Genomic DNA, 20,466 nt, shown 5'->3' with positions numbered 1-20,466 from the left:
CCTTCAGGGTTTTACTAAAAACCCGTTGCGATAGTTGTTTTGTAAACTGTTAAACAAAAACCTATCTCAATAGAAATCTATTTGTTCGACTTAACAAAAGCCAATGGAGGCGCGCCCTCTTGGGCGCACCTTTCAGATTACTCGGCTGCATCCGGCAAGTTTTGCTGCTGAGCCAATAATTCACGCGTGTCATCAAGCTCGACATTGAGCCCGAGAGACCGCATTTCCTTAACTAGAACATTGAAGCTTTCCGGTATACCCGCTTCAAACGTATCATCGCCACGAACAATAGCTTCGTAAACTTTGGTACGTCCAGCCACATCGTCCGACTTCACTGTCAGCATTTCCTGCAAGGTGTAAGCGGCACCATAAGCTTCAAGTGCCCAAACCTCCATCTCGCCAAAACGTTGACCGCCGAACTGTGCTTTACCACCCAACGGCTGCTGGGTAACAAGCGAGTAAGGTCCAATCGAACGGGCGTGAATCTTGTCGTCGACCAGATGGTGCAGTTTAAGCATATAAATATAGCCCACTGTCACCTGACGATCGAAAGGTTCACCGGTACGGCCGTCAAACAGCTGAACCTGTCCTGAAGTTGCAAGCCCTGCTTCCTTCAACATATTGTTGATATCGGCATCATGTGCACCATCGAAGACCGGTGTCGAAATCGACACACCATGGCTCATCTGGTCAGCAAGACGAACAATGCTCGGATCATCGTATTCACGGATTGGCTCGTTACGGTCATTATCGGGAATAATATCCTCAATACGTTGACGTAACGGCTTGATATCTCCGCCTTTACGATAAGCTTCCAATAAATCGCCTATCTGCTTGCCAATTCCGGCACAAGCCCAACCAAGGTGGGTTTCAAGAATTTGCCCGACATTCATTCGGCTCGGAACGCCCAGAGGGTTCAACACGATATCAGCGTGTGTACCATCTGCAAGGAATGGCATGTCTTCAATCGGCAGAATGCGCGAAACGACACCCTTGTTACCATGACGCCCCGCCATCTTGTCACCCGGCTGGATTTTGCGCTTAACAGCAACAAAAACCTTGACCATCTTCATGACGCCCGGAGGCATTTCGTCACCACGCTGGACTTTTTCAACCTTGTCCATGAAGCGACGCTGGAGAGCATCCTTGGATTCGTCGTATTGCTTGCGCAATGCTTCAATCTCGCCCTGGAGCTTTTCGTCCTCGACCGCAAACTGCCACCATTGTGAACGCGGAAATTCGTTCATGACAGCTTCATTAAGGCTCGTGCCTTTCTTGAAGCCCTTAGGCCCTTCGATAGCTGTTTTTCCATTCAGCATATCAATAAGGCGTGCATAAACGCTGCGGTCCAGAATGGACTGTTCGTCATCACGGTCTTTGGCCAAACGCTCGATTTCTTCGCGTTCGATAGCCATAGCACGTTCATCTTTTTCAACGCCGTGGCGATTGAAAACACGAACTTCAACGACTGTACCAAATGCCCCCGGAGGCATACGCATTGACGTATCACGAACATCGGAAGCCTTTTCACCGAAGATAGCTCGCAAGAGCTTCTCTTCCGGTGTCATCGGGCTTTCACCCTTCGGCGTGATCTTGCCAACGAGAATATCACCAGGTTGAACTTCGGCACCGATATAAACAATGCCTGCTTCATCAAGGTTTTTCAGTGCTTCTTCCGAAACATTCGGAATATCACGTGTAATCTCTTCCGGTCCAAGCTTCGTATCACGGGCAGAAACTTCGTATTCCTCGATATGGATCGAAGTGAACACGTCTTCTGCAACCATGCGTTCGGACAATAGAACAGCATCTTCATAGTTATAGCCGTTCCACGGCATGAACGCGACGAGAACGTTACGTCCGAGAGCCAAATCGCCGAGATCGGTCGAAGGACCATCAGCAATGATATCGCCCTTCTCGATATGGTCGCCAACACGAACCAAAGGACGCTGGTTGATACAGGTCGACTGGTTGGAGCGTTGGAATTTATGCAAACGATAAATATCAACACCCGATTTGGTAGGGTCGAGATCCTGAGTCGCACGAATAACAATACGCGTTGCGTCAACCTGATCGACAATACCACCACGTTTGGCCGCAATAGCAGCACCGGAGTCACGAGCAACGATCGGTTCCATACCGGTTCCGACAAACGGTGCTTCGGCGCGAACCAGTGGCACAGCCTGACGTTGCATGTTGGAACCCATCAAAGCGCGGTTCGCGTCATCGTTTTCGAGGAACGGAATAAGCGCTGCAGCAACAGAAACCAACTGCTTCGGTGAAACGTCCATGAGGTCGATATTCTCGCGAGGCGCCATCAACACTTCGTTAGCATGACGACAAACGACGAATTCATCAACAAATTTGCCGTCATCTGACAAATTGGAATTTGCCTGCGCCACATAGTGCTTCGACTCTTCCATCGCCGATAGATAAACGACTTCGCGTGTAACCTTGCCATCAATGATCTTGCGATACGGACTTTCAATAAATCCATATTTGTTGACACGGGCAAATGTTGCAAGCGAGTTGATAAGACCGATATTCGGACCTTCCGGAGTTTCGATCGGGCAGATACGACCATAATGGGTCGGATGCACGTCGCGAACCTCGAAACCGGCACGTTCACGGGTAAGACCACCCGGTCCCAATGCCGACAGACGCCGCTTATGGGTAATTTCCGAAAGCGGGTTGGTCTGGTCCATAAACTGCGACAACTGCGACGAACCGAAGAATTCACGCACAGCAGCAGCAGCCGGTTTTGCATTGATAAGATCTTGCGGCATAACCGTGTCGATCTCGATTGAAGACATACGCTCCTTGATGGCGCGTTCCATCCTCAACAAACCAATGCGATACTGGTTTTCCATCAGTTCACCGACAGCGCGGACGCGACGGTTACCGAGGTTATCAATATCGTCGATTTCACCACGACCATCACGCAATTCGACGAGTGTCTTGACGACTGCCAGAATATCCTCTTTCCGCAAAATGCGGATAGTATCCGGACAATCAAGATCAAGACGCATATTCATCTTTACGCGACCAACGGCCGAAAGATCATAGCGCTCCGGATCAAAAAACAGCGAATTGAACATTGCTTCGGCTGTTTCAAGTGTGGGCGGTTCGCCAGGGCGCATAACCCGATAAATATCGAACAGAGCATCCTGCCGACTTTGATTTTTATCGGCTGCGAGAGTGTTGCGAATATAAGCACCGATATTGACGTGGTCGATATCCAGCACATTGATTTCGTCAACATTCTGGTCAAGCAAAATCTGGAGCGTTTTCTCATCAATCTCGTCGCCGGCTTCAAGATAAATCTCGCCGGTTTCGTAATTGACAATATCTTCAGCCAGATACGAACCGAAAAGATCATCTTCCGTAGCCTTGATCTCTTTAAGGCCTTTTTCAACGAGTTGCTTTGCCGCACGTGCTGTCAGTTTCTTGCCAGCCTGTGCAACAACTTCACCCGTATCGGCATCAACAAGATCAGCCAGCAACTTCATTCCTTTATATCGTTCAGCCGAATAAGGAATACGCCAACCATCTTTGGCTCGTTTGAAAGTGACGGTATTATAGAATGTCGACAGGATTTCCTGTCCATCCATACCGAGTGCCATCAAGATACTTGTTACAGGTATTTTACGGCGGCGATCAATACGAGCATAAACGATATCCTTGGCATCAAATTCAATATCAAGCCAGGAACCGCGATACGGGATAATACGTGCAGCAAATAACAATTTGCCGGAAGAATGGGATTTTCCCTTATCGTGATCAAAGAATACACCCGGTGAACGGTGCATCTGTGAAACGATAACACGTTCCGTACCATTAACAATAAAGGTACCATTTTCTGTCATAAGGGGCATATCGCCCATATAGACATCCTGTTCCTTGATATCTTTAATATCCTTGGAACCGGTATCTTCATCAATATCGAACACGATCAAACGCAGCGTCACCTTGAGAGGTGCCGCATAGGTAAGATCGCGTTGCCGACATTCTTCAACATCGAATTTCGGTGGATCAAATTCGTAACGGACGAATTCGAGCATGGATGCACCCGAAAAATCCGTTATCGGAAACACCGACTTAAATACAGCTTGCAAGCCTTCGTCTTTTCTTCCGCCCTTTGGTTCATCAACCATCAGGAACTGGTCATAAGAAGCCTTTTGAACCTCGATAAGGTTTGGCATCTTGGCCACTTCGGGAATCTTTCCGAATACCTTGCGCACGCGCCTGCGACCGTTAAATGAAAGGGTCTGAGCCATCGTCGCTCCTCGATTTGTGCCCTTCGGGAAGTTATACTCCCTAGAGGCAATACATCATCAATCTGCATGAAGCAGACCAGTTAAAGTAGACCAAAAAATGACCTACATCCTACTTATTTTATACGCCATCCGGTAAAACGGATGGCATTGGCAACCCCCATGCTACCGGAGCGCCTTGTTTTCTCAAAGACCGACGACCAACCATCCAATCGTTGATTCTAATGTCATGTCCCTGAACGGTTTAAACCCGTTTCCTGACAGCCACCGAACTGTCAGGAAAAGGGTTCAATCCAAAGTCCGTCTTCCAGCTCTTTCGAGTGGAACCGGTGGGTAAGCACCCACCGGCTTTACGAACTTATTTAAGTTCAACCTTAGCGCCAGCCTTTTCAAGCTGTTCTTTAAGTTTCTCTGCTTCGTCCTTCGAAACGCCTTCTTTAACAGGCTTCGGAGCACCTTCAACCAAATCCTTGGCTTCTTTAAGTCCAAGACCTGTAATGCCACGAACTTCCTTGATGACGTTGATCTTCTGGGCACCGCCAGCAACGAGAATAACGTCAAATTCGGTCTTTTCTTCAGCAGCCGGAGCAGCAGCGCCGGCAGCGGCAGCAACTGCTACCGGAGCAGCAGCAGAAACGCCCCATTTTTCTTCAAGCATCTTGGAAAGCTCTGCAGCTTCCAAAACGGTGAGGTTGGAAAGGTCTTCAACGATCTTTGCGAGATCAGCCATTTTTATATTCCTTCAATTAAAAGGTTTAACCAATTGTTTAACAGCGAACCGGCTAAAAAGATTTTCCTATCTTTTTTAATAACCGGTTTGCGAAACAGCCTTAAGCCGCTTCGCTCTTGCGGGCATATGCGCCAATAACACGTGCGACCTGACCAGCAGGTGCCTTGACAACCTGAGCAATGCGGGTAGCCGGTGTGGAAATCATTCCGACCAGTTTTGCACGCAACTCGTCGAGCGACGGCAATGAAGCCAAAGACCTCACGGCATCCGCGTTCAAGTTGGTGGTACCCATTGCACCGCCAAGAATGACAAGTTTGTCATTAGCTTTAGAAAATTCGACAGCAATTTTCGGTGCTGTCACCGGATCCGAAGAATAGGCAATCAGTGTCTGTCCGGTGAACAGATCTGAAATTGATTCCGAATCCGTGCCTTTAAGAGCGATCTTGGCAAGGCGGTTTTTTGCGACTTTTACGGAACCGCCAGCTTCACTCATTTTCGAACGCAGTTCGTTCATTTGTGAAACTGTCAGACCGGAATAGTGAGCCACAACGACCGAACCGGACTCTTTTAAAGCCCCATTGAGCCATGTGACAAATTCGCGTTTTTCCGCTCTATCCACTGTCTCTCTCCATTTAACAGGTTTTATCAAAAACCCGTCGGGTTGCCTTGAGATAACAGAAACCATTTCCGTTATCAGTGAGGATCCTGTCCCCTTCTTCACGCTTTTTACAGCGCTCAAAGGCAACGCTGGTTCAAACCTTTTAGTCTCAAAAACATCCAGGTCATTACCCCAGTCTCATGCAGGTTTAACTCTATTAAGACACTCACCGTGTCACCCACAATCTCGGACAGGACATTCCGGGTTTCCCCGGTATGACCCGGGCTTCTTTAAAAAGCCCGGATTGATACACCAGCCAACGGCCGGTTGAATTCTTATTGCTCCGGACGGACCGAAGCCAAATCGATCTTGACACCAACACCCATTGTTGACGACAGACCGACGCGCTTCAAATAGTCGCCTTTTGCGCCTGACGGCTTTGCTTTCAAAACAGCATCAGCGAATGCTTTCACATTCTGGGCAATCTGCTCGGCACTAAAGGAAGCTTTGCCAACACCTGCATGAACAATACCGGCTTTTTCAACACGGAATTCAACGGCACCACCTTTTGATGCCTTTACTGCAGCTGCGACATCCGGAGTAACAGTACCAACTTTAGGGTTCGGCATCAAGCTACGCGGTCCGAGGATTTTACCCAGACGACCAACCAGTGGCATCATGTCCGGTGTAGCAATACAACGATCAAACTCGATTGTACCGCCATTTACAGTTTCAAACAAATCTTCTGCACCGACAATATCGGCACCGGCAGCTTTTGCTTCTTCTGCTTTATCTCCGCGAGCAAAAACAGCAACGCGTACATGACGTCCTGTTCCATTCGGGAGATTGACAACGCCACGAACCATCTGGTCTGCATAACGGGGATCAACGCCCAAATTCATCGTGATTTCGATTGTTTCGTCAAACTTGGCAATCGCACGATCTTTGACCATCTTGACCGCTTCGTCCAAAGGATAATACTTGTTAAAGTCTACACCTTCACGGATTTTCTTAAGTCTTTTTGCTATCTTCGCCATGATCTTAGCCCACCACCTGTAGACCCATTGAACGGGCTGAACCTTCAATCATGCGCATCGCAGCTTCAACGTCATTGGCGTTAAGATCTTTCATCTTGGCTTGCGCAATTTTACGAACTTTGTCGCGAGAAATCGTTCCGGCAACTGTCTTGCCAGGCTCTTTTGAGCCCGATTTCAAATTGGCTTCTTTTTTCAAGAAATAAGAAACCGGCGGCGTTTTCATCGAGAATGTAAAGGATTTGTCCTGATAATAGGTAATAACAACCGGAATCGGAGAATTCTTTTCCATTTCCTGCGAAGCAGCATTGAATGCTTTACAAAATTCCATAATGTTGATGCCGCGCTGACCAAGAGCAGGTCCAATTGGCGGAGACGGGTTTGCCGCTCCTGCCGGAACCTGCAGCTTAAGCTGGCCTGCAATTTTTTTAGCCATAATAATCTGCCTTTTTAACTATGCCGAAAACCGGCGGTTTGATGACCGGTAAAACCGGCCTTGCAGTTTTGTGGTCTGGTTTTTGCAACCGGCTAGAGCCGCATTCACCTTCCACAACTCAATTCTCAAAAAGCACTTTAAAAAGCACTTCTTGAAAAAATACCTCAAAGCTTTTCCACCTGACCGAAATCAAGGTCAACAGGAGTAGCACGTCCAAAAATAGAAACTTCAACTTTCAGGCGGGATCTTTCATCCTCGACTTCCTGAACGATTCCGTTAAAGGAAGCAAATGGGCCATCGGCCACGCGAACTTGTTCGCCCACTTCAAACGAAACAGAAGACTTCGGACGCTCGATTCCTTGTTGAACCTGATTAAGTATCTGGTCAGCCTCACGATCGGTAATCGGAACCGGTTTCGAATCCGACCCCAAAAAACCGGTTACCTTCGGCGTATTTTTTATGAGGTGATAGACATCATCCGTCAAATCAGCGCGAACCAGTACATAACCAGGGAAAAATTTCCGCTCGGAATCAACTTTGCGCCCACGCCGAACTTCAACTACTTTTTCGGTCGGAACAAGAATCTTCTCAAAGAGATGATCCAAGCCTTTCAGCTTTGCTTCCTTTTCAATAGCCTCTGCAACTTTTTTCTCAAATTTGGAATAGGCCTGAACAATATACCAACGTGCAGCCACGGTTACTTTTCCTTGAACTATTAGCTGAAAAGACGTTTCAGAAGGGCGATACTCTCCCAAACGCCAAAATTCATAATCTGGTCTGCGATAAAAAAGAATGCAGCTGCAAACGCCGCCATCAAAACAACCATAACCGTTGAAATTGTCGTTTCGCGACGAGTCGGCCAGGTGACTTTTGCAGTCTCGGCACGGACCTGCTTGATAAATGTAATGGGATTTGTCTTGACAGCCATCACTTTTCCTACATTTTTTCTTTAAAACTATCGCGAATCACAAAGTCAACTTCAAACATGCCAAAACCGCGAAAAGCTCCTACAAAAGCCTCACGCGATTTCATCGTTAACACTAAATAAAGCGTTATTCATAAAAATACAAGCCAATTTTTGAAGCAGCCGCTTCATATGATTTGTAATTTTATTTCTTGAAGCCAAGTTCCTATCACGAACAGACTATCCAAAACCGTCTTCTGTTCCTGATAAACTATATCTATCCCTTTTCAAAAAACCGGATAAAATCGCCCCACCCTATTCGAGCGAACTGTAAAATTTTGCATCCTGTTTTAAAAAAGGGAAATGGCAGGGGCAGTAGGGTTCGAACCCACGACCTGCGGTTTTGGAGACCGCCGCTCTACCAACTGAGCTATACCCCTTCAGATCAAGGCAGACGCATTGTCATACACTACGTCTGCCTTTTATCTAAAACTATTCAATGATTTTGGAAACGATACCGGCACCAACAGTGTGGCCACCTTCACGGATAGCGAAGCGGAGCTTCTCTTCCATAGCAACCGGAACAATCAGTGTGACATCCATCGTTACGTTATCACCCGGCATAACCATTTCTGTACCTTCCGGCAGTGTTACAATACCGGTAACGTCTGTCGTACGGAAATAGAACTGCGGACGATAATTGGTGAAAAATGGTGTGTGACGACCACCTTCATCCTTTGTCAAAATATAAGCTTCTGCCTTGAACTTGGTGTGCGGTGTAACTGTACCGGGCTTCGCCAACACCTGTCCACGTTCGACACCTTCACGTTCAATACCACGAAGAAGTGCACCAATGTTGTCGCCTGCTTCACCTTCATCAAGAAGCTTGCGGAACATTTCAACGCCGGTTACCGTCGTCTTTGTTGTCGGACGAATACCAACGATTTCAACTTCATCACCAACCTTGACAATACCGCGTTCAACACGGCCGGTAACAACTGTACCACGACCGGAAATCGAGAACACGTCTTCAATCGGCATCAAGAAAGGCTGATCAATCGGACGCTTCGGAGTTGGAATATATTCATCAACTTCGTGCATCAAAAGACGAACAGCATCTTCACCGATTTCCTTGTTGGTGCCTTCAAGAGCAGCCAATGCAGAACCCTTGACAATCGGAATCTCGTCGCCAGGGAAATCATATTTCGAAAGAAGTTCACGAACCTCAAGCTCGACAAGCTCGAGAAGTTCTTCATCATCTACCTGATCAACCTTGTTCAAGAAAACAACAATTGCAGGAACGCCAACCTGTCGGGCAAGAAGAATGTGTTCACGTGTCTGAGGCATCGGGCCATCAGCAGCGGAAACAACAAGAATTGCACCGTCCATCTGGGCAGCACCGGTGATCATGTTCTTGACATAGTCAGCGTGTCCCGGGCAATCAACGTGGGCGTAGTGACGCTTCTCTGTCTCGTATTCTACGTGTGCTGTAGAAATCGTGATACCACGAGCACGTTCTTCCGGCGCAGCATCAATCTGGTCATACGCCTTGAACTCACCAAAATATTTTGTAATCGCTGCCGTCAGCGTTGTCTTACCATGGTCAACGTGACCAATCGTGCCGATATTTACATGCGGCTTCGTACGTTCATATTTGCTCTTTGCCATCGCCGTCGATCTCTCGTCTTGTTAACACCCCTATCGGGGTTTCAGAACCGATTTTTGCCGGATCAAAAATTCAAACCGGCTTACATTTCAAAAAAACGGAAACTTCCGTCTGGTCACAACAAGGGGTTAGCCCCACATCTTTTTTTTGCTTTATCGTCAACGACCGTCTGGAGCGGGTAGCGGGAATCGAACCCGCGTATTCAGCTTGGAAGGCTGCTGCTCTACCATTGAGCTATACCCGCACGTTGACTCCGGCTCCGGTAAATGGTGGAGGGGGTTGGATTCGAACCAACGTAGCATACAGCAACGGATTTACAGTCCGTCCCCTTTAACCACTCGGGCACCCCTCCATTAAAAATACCTAGCGGAGTTGCGCGATAAGGCATATACAACCAGACCAAATACATAAAGAACTCGTTCTGTTTGTGTGGGGCGTTATGCCGTTTACCATTGCCTCTGTCAACAGGTTAAATCCCGTTATTTTCGATTTCATAACAAAAAGTCTTTTTTGACATTTTTTGGTATCGGATCGACATCTCAATCGGCTATAAAAAATTATGAATGAAAAAACCCCCAAAGATTCTCATTATGCCCGCTTACGCCGCCAATATCGCGATCGTACCGGCAAAAGACCCGAGAAAACCAATAGACAAAAAATCGAACCGGCCGCATTTAATGCGGGTGAGCTCAGACTTTATGGGCTTCACACAGTGGCGGCAGCGCTGCGTAACAAAAAACGCAAGCTTGAAAAACTTTTTGCCACGCGAAATGCGCTTGACCGGCTCGATATCAACGAATCAGAAATAAATTGTCCGGTTGAAATTGTTGCGCCGAAAATGCTCGACTCGCTGGTTGGCAGCGATGCTGTACATCAAGGCGTTGTTCTCGAAACCGAGCCTTTGGCGCCCCGTTCACTCGACGAACTTTCGGATACCGATCTTGTTATTGTACTTGATCAGGTTACAGACCCTCACAATGTCGGTGCTATTATGCGTTCGGCCGTTGCATTCAATGCCGGCGCTCTCATTACCACAAGCCGACATTCTGCACAGGAGACAGGAGTATTGGCGAAAGCTGCTTCCGGTGCTTTGGAACTTATAGACCACATCACCGTGCGCAATCTCGCAGAGGCGCTCGAAGAACTGCACAAAGCCGGTTTCACAAGTTTCGGACTTGATTCGGAAGGCCCGCTTCCGCTTGAACCGAGCTTAGAGGGCAAACATATTGCCCTCGTTCTGGGCGCCGAAGGAAAAGGATTGCGGCAAAAGACACGTGAAACTGTTTCGGTCCTTGCGCGCCTTGATATGCCGGGAGCGATAAAATCACTCAATGTTTCCAATGCCGCTGCGATTTCGCTTTATGCCGCCCGTAATCATCTTCACTAAATTGAAGGCTAAAACACAAGAAGCGTTTTACTCGCACAGACCCCTCCCTATTGGAGGCTGTGCTTGCTCTACATCACGGTATTCCAGGTTTTAATTGCCACGGATTTTCGCCTCGCTAGATTTCTTGATTTCTGCGCTTGTCGAACAATCCAATAAGAAAGAAACCGGCTACCAATCCGCCGATATGGGCGACCCAGGCTATCGAACTGCCCTCGCCGCCCATTGATGGTGTTGCAAGACCGGTAATAATATCGATAATTATCCATGTGCCGATAAAACCAACGACATTCCTTGAGGTGACCGATTGTCCGATAGACAAAATCGGACCGGCAAATTCCGACCTTCGATCTTCAGAAAATGTACGGACTTGACGAAAACCGTATCGGCTAGCTGCCCCCATCATACCTGATATTGCGCCCGACGCACCAACCATCGGCACATAACTTTCAGGATAAATGAAGAGATGTGCAAAAGCTGCGACAGCCGAACAGATAAACCAGAACACAATAAATCTTATATTGCCTATCCGGTTTGCGAGCGGTGAGCCGAATATAACGAGCCACATCATATTGACACCCACATGCATAAAATTCGCATGCAAAAATGAATAGCTTACCGGTGTATACCAGAATTTGAATAAAGCATGAGTGAAGAACGCTGGAATAAACGAACAATATATATAAAATAACTCATAATATCTCGGTGAAAAAAATATTCCGGAATAATAAAGCTTAGTACACAGATAGAGACAATAGCAATAATGACGGGAGGTATATTGAAAATTGGCGCATGTTTCCTGCGATTGTTGTTATAGTGACTAAAATCATCGTTCACATTCAATCTCCCGAGATCGGACGTGTTTTTTTACATAACACGGTATAAAGCGCACATATATAATCTCTGCAACAAGTTCGACACAAGTTTGTGTCAAAACGACAGCTGCAACCAAAGCTTGTTCATCGGCTGGTGATATAGTTAGCAAAAATGGCAACAAGACAAGTGAATTACGTGTTGAAACACTGAAACTCAATGCGATTTCCTGTTTTCTGCAAAGTTTAAAAAGCTTTGCGGTGAAAAAGCCGACAAAAGGAGCGAGACAAGCATAAAGACCATAAAAAGCTATTCCATAAATAAAAGCATGTGATAGCGCCTTTTCACTGCTGCCATAGTCCGTTGTGTTTTCATAAATCCCTGTTGCCTCGTCGGCCGATCTTTTTGTGAAGGCATAACCATTATCGTCAAATATCGAGAAAAGTTCCGAAAAAGCGTATGCAGCAATTATCATTAAAGTGAATGCCGTAATCATCACGACGCTGTTTTTCATAAAAGAGGTCGAATATGCGACGACCTTGTTATAGCGAGAAATGGATTGCAAAATCCAAGCAAGAGCGAGAGGAACGAGCAGAACCTGAAAAATGGATATGATAAAGTCGATAATATCCGGTCGAGTAGCTTGCATATTTTGCTCGTCATAAAACCAGCCGCTAGAAAATAACATCAAAAAAGCGAGCTGAATGATTAACAAAACGGGCAATGCGGCCGTCAGTGAGGAACTGTCACCTTTGGCCAAACGACAAAACGACACGACATAATCGACGCAAGGTGCGCAAAGGAGAATCATGCCGTAAAAAGCAAAGGCGAGATAAGGAGCTTGCAAGCTTTGCTCGTAGGGAGAATGCGATGGATCGGATAATTGAAAGAAAAGTCCCGCCCCTATCAACAACAATAAGGCTACCAATATCGGAATAAATACAAAATTTCCAACAAGAAGCGCCGCCACAAAACGCTTATTGCCGAGATTGTCAATTACCGAGGAAACAGGAACCTGCAAGAAGGTGACAAACAATAATACCGGCAGAATAAAATTCAGGACTTCATTTGCGCTGCTCGCGACGCGAAATAAATAACCGATAGCGGTTCCGCCTAGAATGGCCAGAAAATAAAATTTAATTTGATGTTTTTCTAAAAAAACAAACCAATCCCGATGTTCCGTTTCCATTATTTAATTACAATTTTGAGGTTTTCCTGCCCTTCTTTTAACAGCATTTTATAAAGAATTTCTGCATTTGCCGTCTTCAAGCGGATGCAACCATGACTTGCCGGACTCCCTAAACGGCTTACATAAGATGTGCCGTGGATGGCGTAACCTTGATTATAAAATATTGCATAAGGCATCGGCGCATTGTCATATTTCCGGCTTCGCCACATTTTGTGCATTCTGACAGGACGATAAGTCCCGCTTGGAGTCGCATATCCTTTCCGTCCAGTGGATACTTTCCAATGGTAAAGTGTTTTACCATCTTTTTTAACAATCATTGTCTGATTCGAAACGTTGACGAGTGCCAAAATATCATCAGCCGATGCTGGCCCCATCAGTGAAAACATAAAAATCGTGGCTCCACTCAAAAGAGCAGATATTTTCCAATAATTCATGGCCCTATCCCGCTCAAAATTCACAAAAAACGCGATAGATAGAGTAAAACGAAAAAATACAAAAACGAAATAAAAAGTTAAAAAATAGTTAATTCAGCCCTTTGAAAATTCGTAACTGTCAGTATTTGGGCATTGACTGCATCTGGTCCAGAACTTGCTGAAAGGCTCTTTTATCAAGGAAACCATCTACATAATTTCCACGTCCGACAAGTTTGAAAATAAAGCCACTAATTGCATACTGACGAAATTCATCTTCGGGAATGAATATGCGCCCCTTTTCCGAATTGGTACATCCGATGGTACAAACAATATTCAGTTTTTCTCTCGCAACATAGCGATAGTTGCGTTTTTGCGACCAGGCGAGACTAATATCCAGATCGTTGCTATTCGTGGAAGTTGCTATTGTATCAATGACATAGCCCTGATTGCTAATCCATTTTGCCTGCATTTCCAACTGAATCAAAGGATTGTTGGTAAAATAAAAGCTCTTGGAACTCAGCTCTGTAACACGCGTATAATAATCATGCGTGGTTGAAGGTTCTGTTGACCATTGACAACCGGTCAAACAACAGGCCAAAAATAATGATGCAAAAATCTGTTTCACCACACGAATTGATGGCATAGTGAGCCTTCCAGTACTTCGATTTCCTGATAAACGAAACTAATACCCGATGCTTACGCCAAGCTTGAGCCGATATTTTCAAAACTGTTTTGAACAAAAATAACCCGAATATAAAAGAAGCACGTACTCAAATTAGCAAGGGTAAAGTTGAAAACCCGAATACTGAAAAGCCAAACCGGAATAGCTTTTGACATTCGACGACAGCAATTTTCATTATTTTTGATGAGGCACAGTCATTTTAGGAGCTGTTACCAAGCCTCCCACACCGGATTTTTTGAGCCAAAACAGTTGCCCGTATATTCCTATTCCAATGCATCATTTTCCAAGGCATTAGTGGCCGTTTTACGGAACACCAAATCCCCACTATTCGAATGGGGTAATATTTCGCACATGTTATGAAGTTATAAAAAAGCGAATAATGTTGAAGATTGCGAATTTCAAAAAAAGAATAATCTGTTTAAAATAGGTCCGTTATAATTCCCTAATAAACTATGATTTCTCTATTTTAACACCATCATTTTTAACTTTTTGATTTGTTTATCAAAACAATAAAATGAAACAATTTGTTCATTCAATATAGAGAAATACAAAAAAGTAACGTTATACCGCTCTATAACAATCTATCATTGGGGAGCCGGAACTTTGGATTTTTGTTTGCAGTCTTTCAACCACACATCATAAATCGGGTGTTCGACAGCATTAAGACCGGGGCTGTCGGCAAACATCCAGCCAGTGAATATACGTTTGATTTTTTTATCGAGGGTGATTTCATTAACTTCGACAAACCCGTCTGTGCGTGTCGCTTCATCTGACGAGCTTGTATAACAGACCCGCGGCGTCACCTGAAGAGCACCGAATTGGTAGGTCTCGCCTATATAGACATCGAAGGTTGTGATGCGGCCGGTAATTTTATCGAGACCGGAAAAAACAGCAACAGGATTACTTAATCTCGTTGTTTCCTGCGCATAAGATGATGCAGTCACAAAAAGCCCAAGGAATAAGGCAAACAGGACAAATAAGCAACGTCTGAAAAACGGTTTAAAAAATCTCATAGCACCGCATCAATGGTTATCTATTATAATTCGAAGCTTATTTGCCAATTATGGCAATATGGCGAAAAAACAATCCGATTTCCGCTACGAAATGGCTATTTGCCCGGTGTCCACGCGTCGTAATCGCCGGTAACATGAGGACGTTGACCATGATGGGCAATCGAACCTTTCGGCGTATAGGCCTTGCTTGTACCGGTCAGATTAGGAAGATGCGGTTTCTCCCACTCACGTGCATGATAGTTTTCTGCACTTGGTGGTGTATCTGTGCGATGATGAATCCAACCATGCCAACCTGCAGGAATCGTTGAAGCTTCCGAATAATTCTTGTAAATGACCCAGCGCCGCGGATAGCCGTCTTTATGGCGGCTGCCTTCATAATAGATGTTTCCGAACTCGTCTTCACCTACGCGCTTGCCATGTAGCCACGTGAAAAAACGTGTATTAATGGTGTTACCGTTCCACCATGTAAAAACCTGTTTCCAGATACCAGCCATTTCAGTGTGAGCTCCTTCAAGTTCAGCCCATAAGCTTCAAACGAAAAACCAACTTTTAACGTTATGCAGCTCATCAACATTAAAAGCAAGTCAATATTGACGTGATCAGAACAGTGTCTTCTCCAAGACAACATCGTCATTCGACTTGTTCTCGGTAGTTTTCCCGAGGTGTTTATAACCTTGTTCTTCAAAAAATTTCTGTGTCCTCTCATCTTTTTTATTGAGAGCTACACGAATTTTACGGGCAGCCGGAAAAGCTTCTTCAAGCTCGATCAATAATCGTTGACCAATCCCCTGCCCCTGACTTTCCGGTTTTACGCACAGATGAAGCACGAGTGCAATTTCAGAATCACCTTTGACGGCTCCCTGAGCTGCATAGGCAACACCATGAAGAGTATCCCCGTCATCCGCCACGACATATTCGGATGCCGGACGACTGAGCATTTTCTTCAAAAGATCAGGCGTATAATCGTGAGCGATTTTACGATTAATTTCTTCACGTCCGATAATATCATCTAATGTTGCATGCCATGTTTCGATCAATAGATCATGAATAGCATTGATATCATCCTTGGATGCAGTGCGAATCCACATGGTCGTTATTCTATCCCGAGTTTTGCCCTAATCAGTTTATTTACTACTTGAGGATTTGCCTTACCACCGGTTTTTTTCATGACCTGACCGACAAACCAACCAGCCAATGTCGGCTTTTCTTTGGCTTGAGCAACTTTATCCGGATTGGCAGCAATAATTTCATCGACAGTTTTTTCGATAGCAGCGGTGTCGGTAACCTGCTTCATGCCGCGTTCCTCGACGATTTTTGCAGGGTCACCCCCTTCGTTCCAAACGATCTCGAAGAGATCTTTTGCAATTTTTCCGGAAATCGTACCCTCTTTTATCAAATCGATAATTCCGCCAAGTTGATCTGCGCTCATTGGAGATTGCGAAATATCAAGGCTTGCTTTGTTCAAAGCGCCGAGCAAATCGTTAATGACCCAATTCGCAGCAAGTTTGCCATCGCGACCGGCAGCAACCGACTGGAAGAAATCGGCAATTGCCTTCTCGCTTACAAGAATGGAAGCATCGTAAGCGCTCAAACCCATTTCATTAATGAAGTTTGATTTGATTTCATCAGGCAAGGCCGGCAAGTCGGCTTTCAGATCGTCGACAAATTTCTGGTCAAAAACCAAAGGCAACAAATCGGGATCAGGAAAATACCGGTAATCATGCGCTTCTTCTTTCGAACGCATCGGCCGTGTTTCACCCTTTGCAGAGTCAAACAGCCGTGTTTCCTGATCAATTTTGCCGCCGTCCTCAAGAACCGCTATCTGCCGACGCGCCTCATAGTCGATTGCCTGCCCGATAAAACGGATCGAATTAACGTTCTTGATTTCGCACCGTGTACCGAAATCCTCACCCGGACGACGTACCGAAACATTGACATCGGCACGCATTGCACCTTCATCCATATTGCCATCACATGTTCCGAGATAGCGAACGATCGTACGCAATTTCGTGACATAGGCCTTCGCTTCATCTGACGAACGCAAATCCGGCTTTGACACAATTTCCATCAGTGCAACGCCTGAGCGGTTAAGATCGACAAACGACATTGTCGGGTGTTGATCGTGGATAGATTTTCCCGCATCTTGCTCGAGATGGAGCCGTTCGATACCGATTTCTACATCCTCGAACTCACCTTTTTTATCAGGACCGACAGAGATGATAATTTTACCTTCCCCGACGATTGGCTGTTCAAATTGCGAAATCTGATAGCCTTGGGGCAAATCGGGGTAAAAATAGTTTTTGCGATCAAACACAGATTTTAAATTGATCTTGGCATTCAGACCTAATCCGGTTCTCACGGCCTGTTTGACACATTCGATGTTGATGACAGGCAGCATACCCGGCATTGCAGCATCAACAAGAGAAACATGAGCATTGGGTTCAGCCCCGAATTTCGTGGAAGCGCCGGAAAAAAGTTTGGAATTGGAGGTTACCTGAGCGTGTACTTCCAATCCGATAATGACTTCCCAGTCTCCGGTAGCTCCGGAGATGAAACGTTTCGGGTCTGCTGTGCGGGCATCAACGAGTGTCATTAGAAATCCATCATTCTTATTTTAAAGATAAAATTATTTCTATTGGCTAGTCCAAACAAGCGGCAAGTGCAAGCAAAGAGTGTTGTCCTTATAAAAAAGGCCCGGAAAAACCGGGCCTGATTTATTTTATCCAACAGCAAATCAATCTTTTTTCGTTGTCTTTTTTGCGGCTGCCTTTTTGGCAGGTGCTTTCTCTTCCGCATGAGACTTCGAAGAAGACTTCTTGTCATCAGCCTTTTTGTCTTCGGATTTCTTGCTTACGGTCTTTTTCTTTGCCCCTGATTTCTTCGGAGAATTTTCGTCTTCTTCCTCTTTCATCAGCTCTTCGGCCGTCACTTTCTTGTCAGTGACTTTGACTTTACCGAGAAGATGATCAACGACTTTCTCTTCGAATATAGGAGCACGCAAATTGGCGACTGCATCAGGAGTACGACGGAAAAATTCGAATATTTCTTTTTCCTGTCCAGGATATTGGCGAACCTGATCATACACCGCCCGTTGCAACTCATCTTCCGAAACGCTGATTCCGGCCTTTTCACCGATTTCAGACAAAACAAGGCCCAACCGGACACGACGTTCAGCGAGCTTGCGATATTCGTCACGGGCTGCTTCTTCTGTCGTTTCCTCGTCCTCGAAAGTACGACCGGCTTGCTTCAACTCGTTGGTGATTTGTGCCCAGATATTATTGAATTCGACATTGACGAGACGTTCCGGTGTCTCGAAATCGTAATCATTATCAAGAGCATCAAGAATCTGACGCTTTACTTTTTGACGTGTGATTGTGCCATATTGGTTCTCGATTTGCTCGCGAATGACGTCGCGCAGCTTTTGGAGTGATTCGAGACCAAGTTTTTTGGCGGCTTCATCATCGATTTTCAGTTCGTCCGGCTTCGAAACCTCTTTCACTGTTATGTCAAAAGTGGCCTCTTTACCAGCCAGATGTTTTGCATTGTAGTCATCAGGGAATTTTACTGTAATGACTTTTTTGTCACCTGCTTTCACACCGATAAGCTGCTCTTCGAAGCCGGGAATGAATTGTTTGGAACCGAGAACAAGTTGCGCATCATTATCAGCGCCACCTTCAAACGGTTCACCATCAAGTTTACCGAGATAATCGATCGTTACGCGATCGCCGTCTTCGGCCTTGCCTTTCTTTTCCGTATAGGTACGGGTGGAAGAAAGAATGCGCTCGACCTGTTTATCAACATCGGATTCAGGAACTTCCACGACTTCGCGTGTAACAGCGATGCCGGAAACATCTTTAAGATCGAATTTCGGCAAAACTTCATATTTCAAAGTAAAGACGAAGTCGGCATCACCATTCAAGACCTTTTCGGCCTCTTTTTCGTCTTCGCTCATATCAATTTCCGGCTGGGTGGCCGAACGTTCATTGCGGTCTGAAAGAATGGAACGCGGCGTATCCTTCAGAATCGAATTGATAACGTCAGCCATAAACGACTTGCCATACATTTTCTTCAAATGGCTGACAGGCACTTTACCAGGGCGGAAGCCATTCAGCTTGACCTTGTCTTTAGCGTCGTCAAGACGTTCGTTTAGTTTTGCTTCCAGATCTTTAGCCGGGATCACTACCTTGATCTCGCGCTGCAATCCCTTATTAAGCGTCTCGGTAACTTGCATCGAACAACCTTCATTTTTCTGAGGACAAGTACTTAAGCCCTGTCCGATACCAATTCTGCTCTAACACCCAAGCGTCAGAATACCATGAAACGGACTTCCGCCTCGCGCGGAACTCCGCAAAAATTCTCTTTGCATTCAAGGCCGTTGCTTTGGTGCGGATGAAGGGACTCGAACCCCCACGGTTGCCCGCCAGAACCTAAATCTGGTGCGTCTACCAATTTCGCCACATCCGCAAATCCTGATAATCAGGTTTGCAACAAACCATAGGCAAGCGGCGTCTCTATATCATTCAATTTCTATCAATCAAAGGAAAAAAGCCGACTCTTGCGTTTTTTACCGGATATTTAAGAAAAGAACCACCATAATTTCTGAAGACAAGGAATAATGCGTAGATAAGCTGGCAAAATATCTCCTCGCGAACCATTCCAGGCAATGTTCCCGCCGAATAGATAAAAACAACCCTCGCGCGAACTTCCGGTTGAGATCTTCGATAAACTTCACAAGGCTTTGCAAGATTGCGTTTTTCCGATTTCCCGAATAGTTCACTTCACAACAAAAATCGTTAATGCATTTGCCCTGATTTTTGTCGTTAGGTTTTGGTTTCGACCGTCGGAACTTGGTTTTTGTCGTCAAATTGTCCGCTTTGGTTTGCTTTACGATTGCGCAACAATACCCCTCCCCTTTCGACAATCCGAGTGACTTTTGTTTTCATTGTTCCAATGTAATCATAAAGCAAAAACTGTGTAACGAATGAGCGCCAAAAATATAGTGTTTTTGATTCGCCAATATATGTTTCACTCGAGTAAATATTCCCGTTATCAAAAAGCAAAACTTCATGTCGGATAACAATACCACTCCGACAGCTATATCGGATAAAGTGCTCTTGGACCGTTTTTCGCACTTTATCCGAATTCACTTTCTTTCGCGATAAAGCGGAACCACTTCATCTTTAACGGGAAGCAATGCTTTCGTCTCAAATTTTTTTTCGATTACAATTTTCTTGTTTCTATAATACGCCCGACCACTCATTTTCTTGGACCTTGCTCGTTATATCAAAGCAGCAATAACCGGTTAATCTTGACAATATTTCGGGATTGAA

General features: G+C 45.5%; 18 protein-coding genes and 4 tRNA genes. 1 reads left to right on the top strand and 21 read right to left on the bottom strand.

The genetic code is table 11. The annotated features are described in order from the left end of the window. Positions 1-137: 137 nt before the first annotated feature. From rpoB to BBC0178_RS04770, 11 genes are all read right to left on the bottom strand, one after another. Positions 138-4,277, bottom strand: a complete 4,140-nt coding sequence (rpoB, locus tag BBC0178_RS04820) for a DNA-directed RNA polymerase subunit beta (RefSeq protein WP_078039397.1) — start codon at positions 4,275-4,277, stop codon at positions 138-140. A 355-nt stretch (positions 4,278-4,632) separates the two neighbouring features. Then, positions 4,633-5,004, bottom strand: a complete 372-nt coding sequence (gene rplL / locus BBC0178_RS04815) for a 50S ribosomal protein L7/L12 (protein ID WP_077971165.1) — start codon at positions 5,002-5,004, stop codon at positions 4,633-4,635. Between the two features lie 100 nt (positions 5,005-5,104). After that, complete coding sequence (gene rplJ / locus BBC0178_RS04810; RefSeq protein WP_078039396.1) at positions 5,105-5,623, bottom strand: 50S ribosomal protein L10; 519 nt, start codon at positions 5,621-5,623, stop codon at positions 5,105-5,107. Between the two features lie 314 nt (positions 5,624-5,937). Beyond that, positions 5,938-6,639 carry a 50S ribosomal protein L1 gene (gene rplA / locus BBC0178_RS04805; protein ID WP_077971161.1) on the bottom strand — a complete coding sequence of 234 codons (702 nt, stop codon included), beginning with the start codon at positions 6,637-6,639 and terminating at the stop codon, positions 5,938-5,940. A gap of 4 nt (positions 6,640-6,643) precedes the next feature. Further along, a complete protein-coding gene (gene rplK / locus BBC0178_RS04800; protein ID WP_077971159.1) occupies positions 6,644-7,072 on the bottom strand; it encodes a 50S ribosomal protein L11 in 429 nt (142 codons plus the stop codon). 164 nt (positions 7,073-7,236) lie between these two features. Further along, on the bottom strand, positions 7,237-7,767 hold the full coding sequence (nusG, locus tag BBC0178_RS04795) for a transcription termination/antitermination protein NusG (protein ID WP_078039395.1): 531 nt from the start codon (positions 7,765-7,767) through the stop codon (positions 7,237-7,239). Between the two features lie 20 nt (positions 7,768-7,787). Then, the gene (gene secE, locus BBC0178_RS04790) at positions 7,788-8,000 is read right to left on the bottom strand and encodes a preprotein translocase subunit SecE (RefSeq protein ID WP_078039394.1); all 213 of its coding nucleotides are present in this window, start codon (positions 7,998-8,000) and stop codon (positions 7,788-7,790) included. A 340-nt stretch (positions 8,001-8,340) separates the two neighbouring features. Next, positions 8,341-8,416, bottom strand: a tRNA-Trp gene (locus BBC0178_RS04785). A 52-nt stretch (positions 8,417-8,468) separates the two neighbouring features. Further along, positions 8,469-9,644 carry an elongation factor Tu gene (tuf, locus tag BBC0178_RS04780; protein WP_077991855.1) on the bottom strand — a complete coding sequence of 392 codons (1,176 nt, stop codon included), beginning with the start codon at positions 9,642-9,644 and terminating at the stop codon, positions 8,469-8,471. A gap of 168 nt (positions 9,645-9,812) precedes the next feature. Then, a tRNA-Gly gene (locus BBC0178_RS04775) sits at positions 9,813-9,886 on the bottom strand. A 23-nt stretch (positions 9,887-9,909) separates the two neighbouring features. Continuing rightward, a tRNA-Tyr gene (locus BBC0178_RS04770) sits at positions 9,910-9,994 on the bottom strand. 207 nt (positions 9,995-10,201) lie between these two features. On the opposite strand from BBC0178_RS04770, the gene BBC0178_RS04765 reads away from it, so the two are divergent. Beyond that, complete coding sequence (locus BBC0178_RS04765) at positions 10,202-11,029, top strand: TrmH family RNA methyltransferase (RefSeq protein ID WP_078039393.1); 828 nt, start codon at positions 10,202-10,204, stop codon at positions 11,027-11,029. Between the two features lie 115 nt (positions 11,030-11,144). Here the strand turns inward: BBC0178_RS04765 and BBC0178_RS04760 are convergent, their stop codons facing one another. From BBC0178_RS04760 to BBC0178_RS04715, 10 genes are all read right to left on the bottom strand, one after another. Next, on the bottom strand, positions 11,145-11,597 hold the full coding sequence (locus BBC0178_RS04760; RefSeq protein ID WP_236823669.1) for a rhomboid family intramembrane serine protease: 453 nt from the start codon (positions 11,595-11,597) through the stop codon (positions 11,145-11,147). Between the two features lie 255 nt (positions 11,598-11,852). Next, positions 11,853-13,028 carry a hypothetical protein gene (locus BBC0178_RS04755; RefSeq protein ID WP_078039392.1) on the bottom strand — a complete coding sequence of 392 codons (1,176 nt, stop codon included), beginning with the start codon at positions 13,026-13,028 and terminating at the stop codon, positions 11,853-11,855. After that, positions 13,028-13,462, bottom strand: a complete 435-nt coding sequence (locus BBC0178_RS04750) for a L,D-transpeptidase (protein WP_077971152.1) — start codon at positions 13,460-13,462, stop codon at positions 13,028-13,030. The genes BBC0178_RS04755 and BBC0178_RS04750 overlap by 1 nt, the downstream gene beginning before the upstream one ends. Positions 13,463-13,580: 118 nt before the next feature. Next, a complete protein-coding gene (locus BBC0178_RS04745) occupies positions 13,581-14,084 on the bottom strand; it encodes a hypothetical protein (protein WP_077971150.1) in 504 nt (167 codons plus the stop codon). Positions 14,085-14,707: 623 nt separating this feature from the next. Further along, on the bottom strand, positions 14,708-15,094 hold the full coding sequence (locus BBC0178_RS04740) for a DUF2155 domain-containing protein (protein ID WP_418214914.1): 387 nt from the start codon (positions 15,092-15,094) through the stop codon (positions 14,708-14,710). Between the two features lie 137 nt (positions 15,095-15,231). Further along, on the bottom strand, positions 15,232-15,630 hold the full coding sequence (locus tag BBC0178_RS04735) for an NADH:ubiquinone oxidoreductase subunit NDUFA12 (RefSeq protein ID WP_077971146.1): 399 nt from the start codon (positions 15,628-15,630) through the stop codon (positions 15,232-15,234). A gap of 105 nt (positions 15,631-15,735) precedes the next feature. Continuing rightward, positions 15,736-16,224, bottom strand: a complete 489-nt coding sequence (locus tag BBC0178_RS04730; RefSeq protein ID WP_078039390.1) for a GNAT family N-acetyltransferase — start codon at positions 16,222-16,224, stop codon at positions 15,736-15,738. Between the two features lie 5 nt (positions 16,225-16,229). Further along, a complete protein-coding gene (gatB, locus tag BBC0178_RS04725) occupies positions 16,230-17,729 on the bottom strand; it encodes an Asp-tRNA(Asn)/Glu-tRNA(Gln) amidotransferase subunit GatB (RefSeq protein WP_078039389.1) in 1,500 nt (499 codons plus the stop codon). A gap of 141 nt (positions 17,730-17,870) precedes the next feature. Further along, positions 17,871-19,367 (bottom strand): trigger factor, encoded by a 1,497-nt coding sequence (gene tig / locus BBC0178_RS04720; protein ID WP_077971141.1) that lies wholly within the window; start codon positions 19,365-19,367, stop codon positions 17,871-17,873. Between the two features lie 150 nt (positions 19,368-19,517). Next, positions 19,518-19,600, bottom strand: a tRNA-Leu gene (locus tag BBC0178_RS04715). Between the last annotated feature and the right edge of the window lie 866 nt (positions 19,601-20,466).

Origin of the sequence: Ditibartonella apihabitans, assembly GCF_002007485.1 — a bacterium.
GTDB lineage: Bacteria > Pseudomonadota > Alphaproteobacteria > Rhizobiales > Rhizobiaceae > Bartonella > Bartonella apihabitans.
The sequence above is the reverse complement of the archived record's forward strand: the minus strand, read 5'-3'. Positions and strand labels throughout refer to the sequence as shown.

Excerpts from the sequence above, each read along its gene's own strand:
- tig (WP_077971141.1), bottom strand. The coding sequence starts at position 19,367 with ATGCAAGTTACCGAGACGCTTAATAAGGGATTGCAGCGCGAGATCAAG.
- rplL (WP_077971165.1), bottom strand. The coding sequence starts at position 5,004 with ATGGCTGATCTCGCAAAGATCGTTGAAGACCTTTCCAACCTCACCGTT.
- rpoB (WP_078039397.1), bottom strand. The coding sequence starts at position 4,277 with ATGGCTCAGACCCTTTCATTTAACGGTCGCAGGCGCGTGCGCAAGGTA.
- BBC0178_RS04765 (WP_078039393.1), top strand. The coding sequence starts at position 10,202 with ATGAATGAAAAAACCCCCAAAGATTCTCATTATGCCCGCTTACGCCGC.
- tuf (WP_077991855.1), bottom strand. The coding sequence starts at position 9,644 with ATGGCAAAGAGCAAATATGAACGTACGAAGCCGCATGTAAATATCGGC.
- BBC0178_RS04745 (WP_077971150.1), bottom strand. The coding sequence starts at position 14,084 with ATGCCATCAATTCGTGTGGTGAAACAGATTTTTGCATCATTATTTTTG.
- BBC0178_RS04750 (WP_077971152.1), bottom strand. The coding sequence starts at position 13,462 with ATGAATTATTGGAAAATATCTGCTCTTTTGAGTGGAGCCACGATTTTT.
- rplA (WP_077971161.1), bottom strand. The coding sequence starts at position 6,639 with ATGGCGAAGATAGCAAAAAGACTTAAGAAAATCCGTGAAGGTGTAGAC.
- BBC0178_RS04755 (WP_078039392.1), bottom strand. The coding sequence starts at position 13,028 with ATGGAAACGGAACATCGGGATTGGTTTGTTTTTTTAGAAAAACATCAA.
- secE (WP_078039394.1), bottom strand. The coding sequence starts at position 8,000 with ATGGCTGTCAAGACAAATCCCATTACATTTATCAAGCAGGTCCGTGCC.
- gatB (WP_078039389.1), bottom strand. The coding sequence starts at position 17,729 with ATGACACTCGTTGATGCCCGCACAGCAGACCCGAAACGTTTCATCTCC.
- BBC0178_RS04760 (WP_236823669.1), bottom strand. The coding sequence starts at position 11,597 with ATGATGTGGCTCGTTATATTCGGCTCACCGCTCGCAAACCGGATAGGC.
- rplK (WP_077971159.1), bottom strand. The coding sequence starts at position 7,072 with ATGGCTAAAAAAATTGCAGGCCAGCTTAAGCTGCAGGTTCCGGCAGGA.
- BBC0178_RS04735 (WP_077971146.1), bottom strand. The coding sequence starts at position 15,630 with ATGGCTGGTATCTGGAAACAGGTTTTTACATGGTGGAACGGTAACACC.
- BBC0178_RS04730 (WP_078039390.1), bottom strand. The coding sequence starts at position 16,224 with ATGTGGATTCGCACTGCATCCAAGGATGATATCAATGCTATTCATGAT.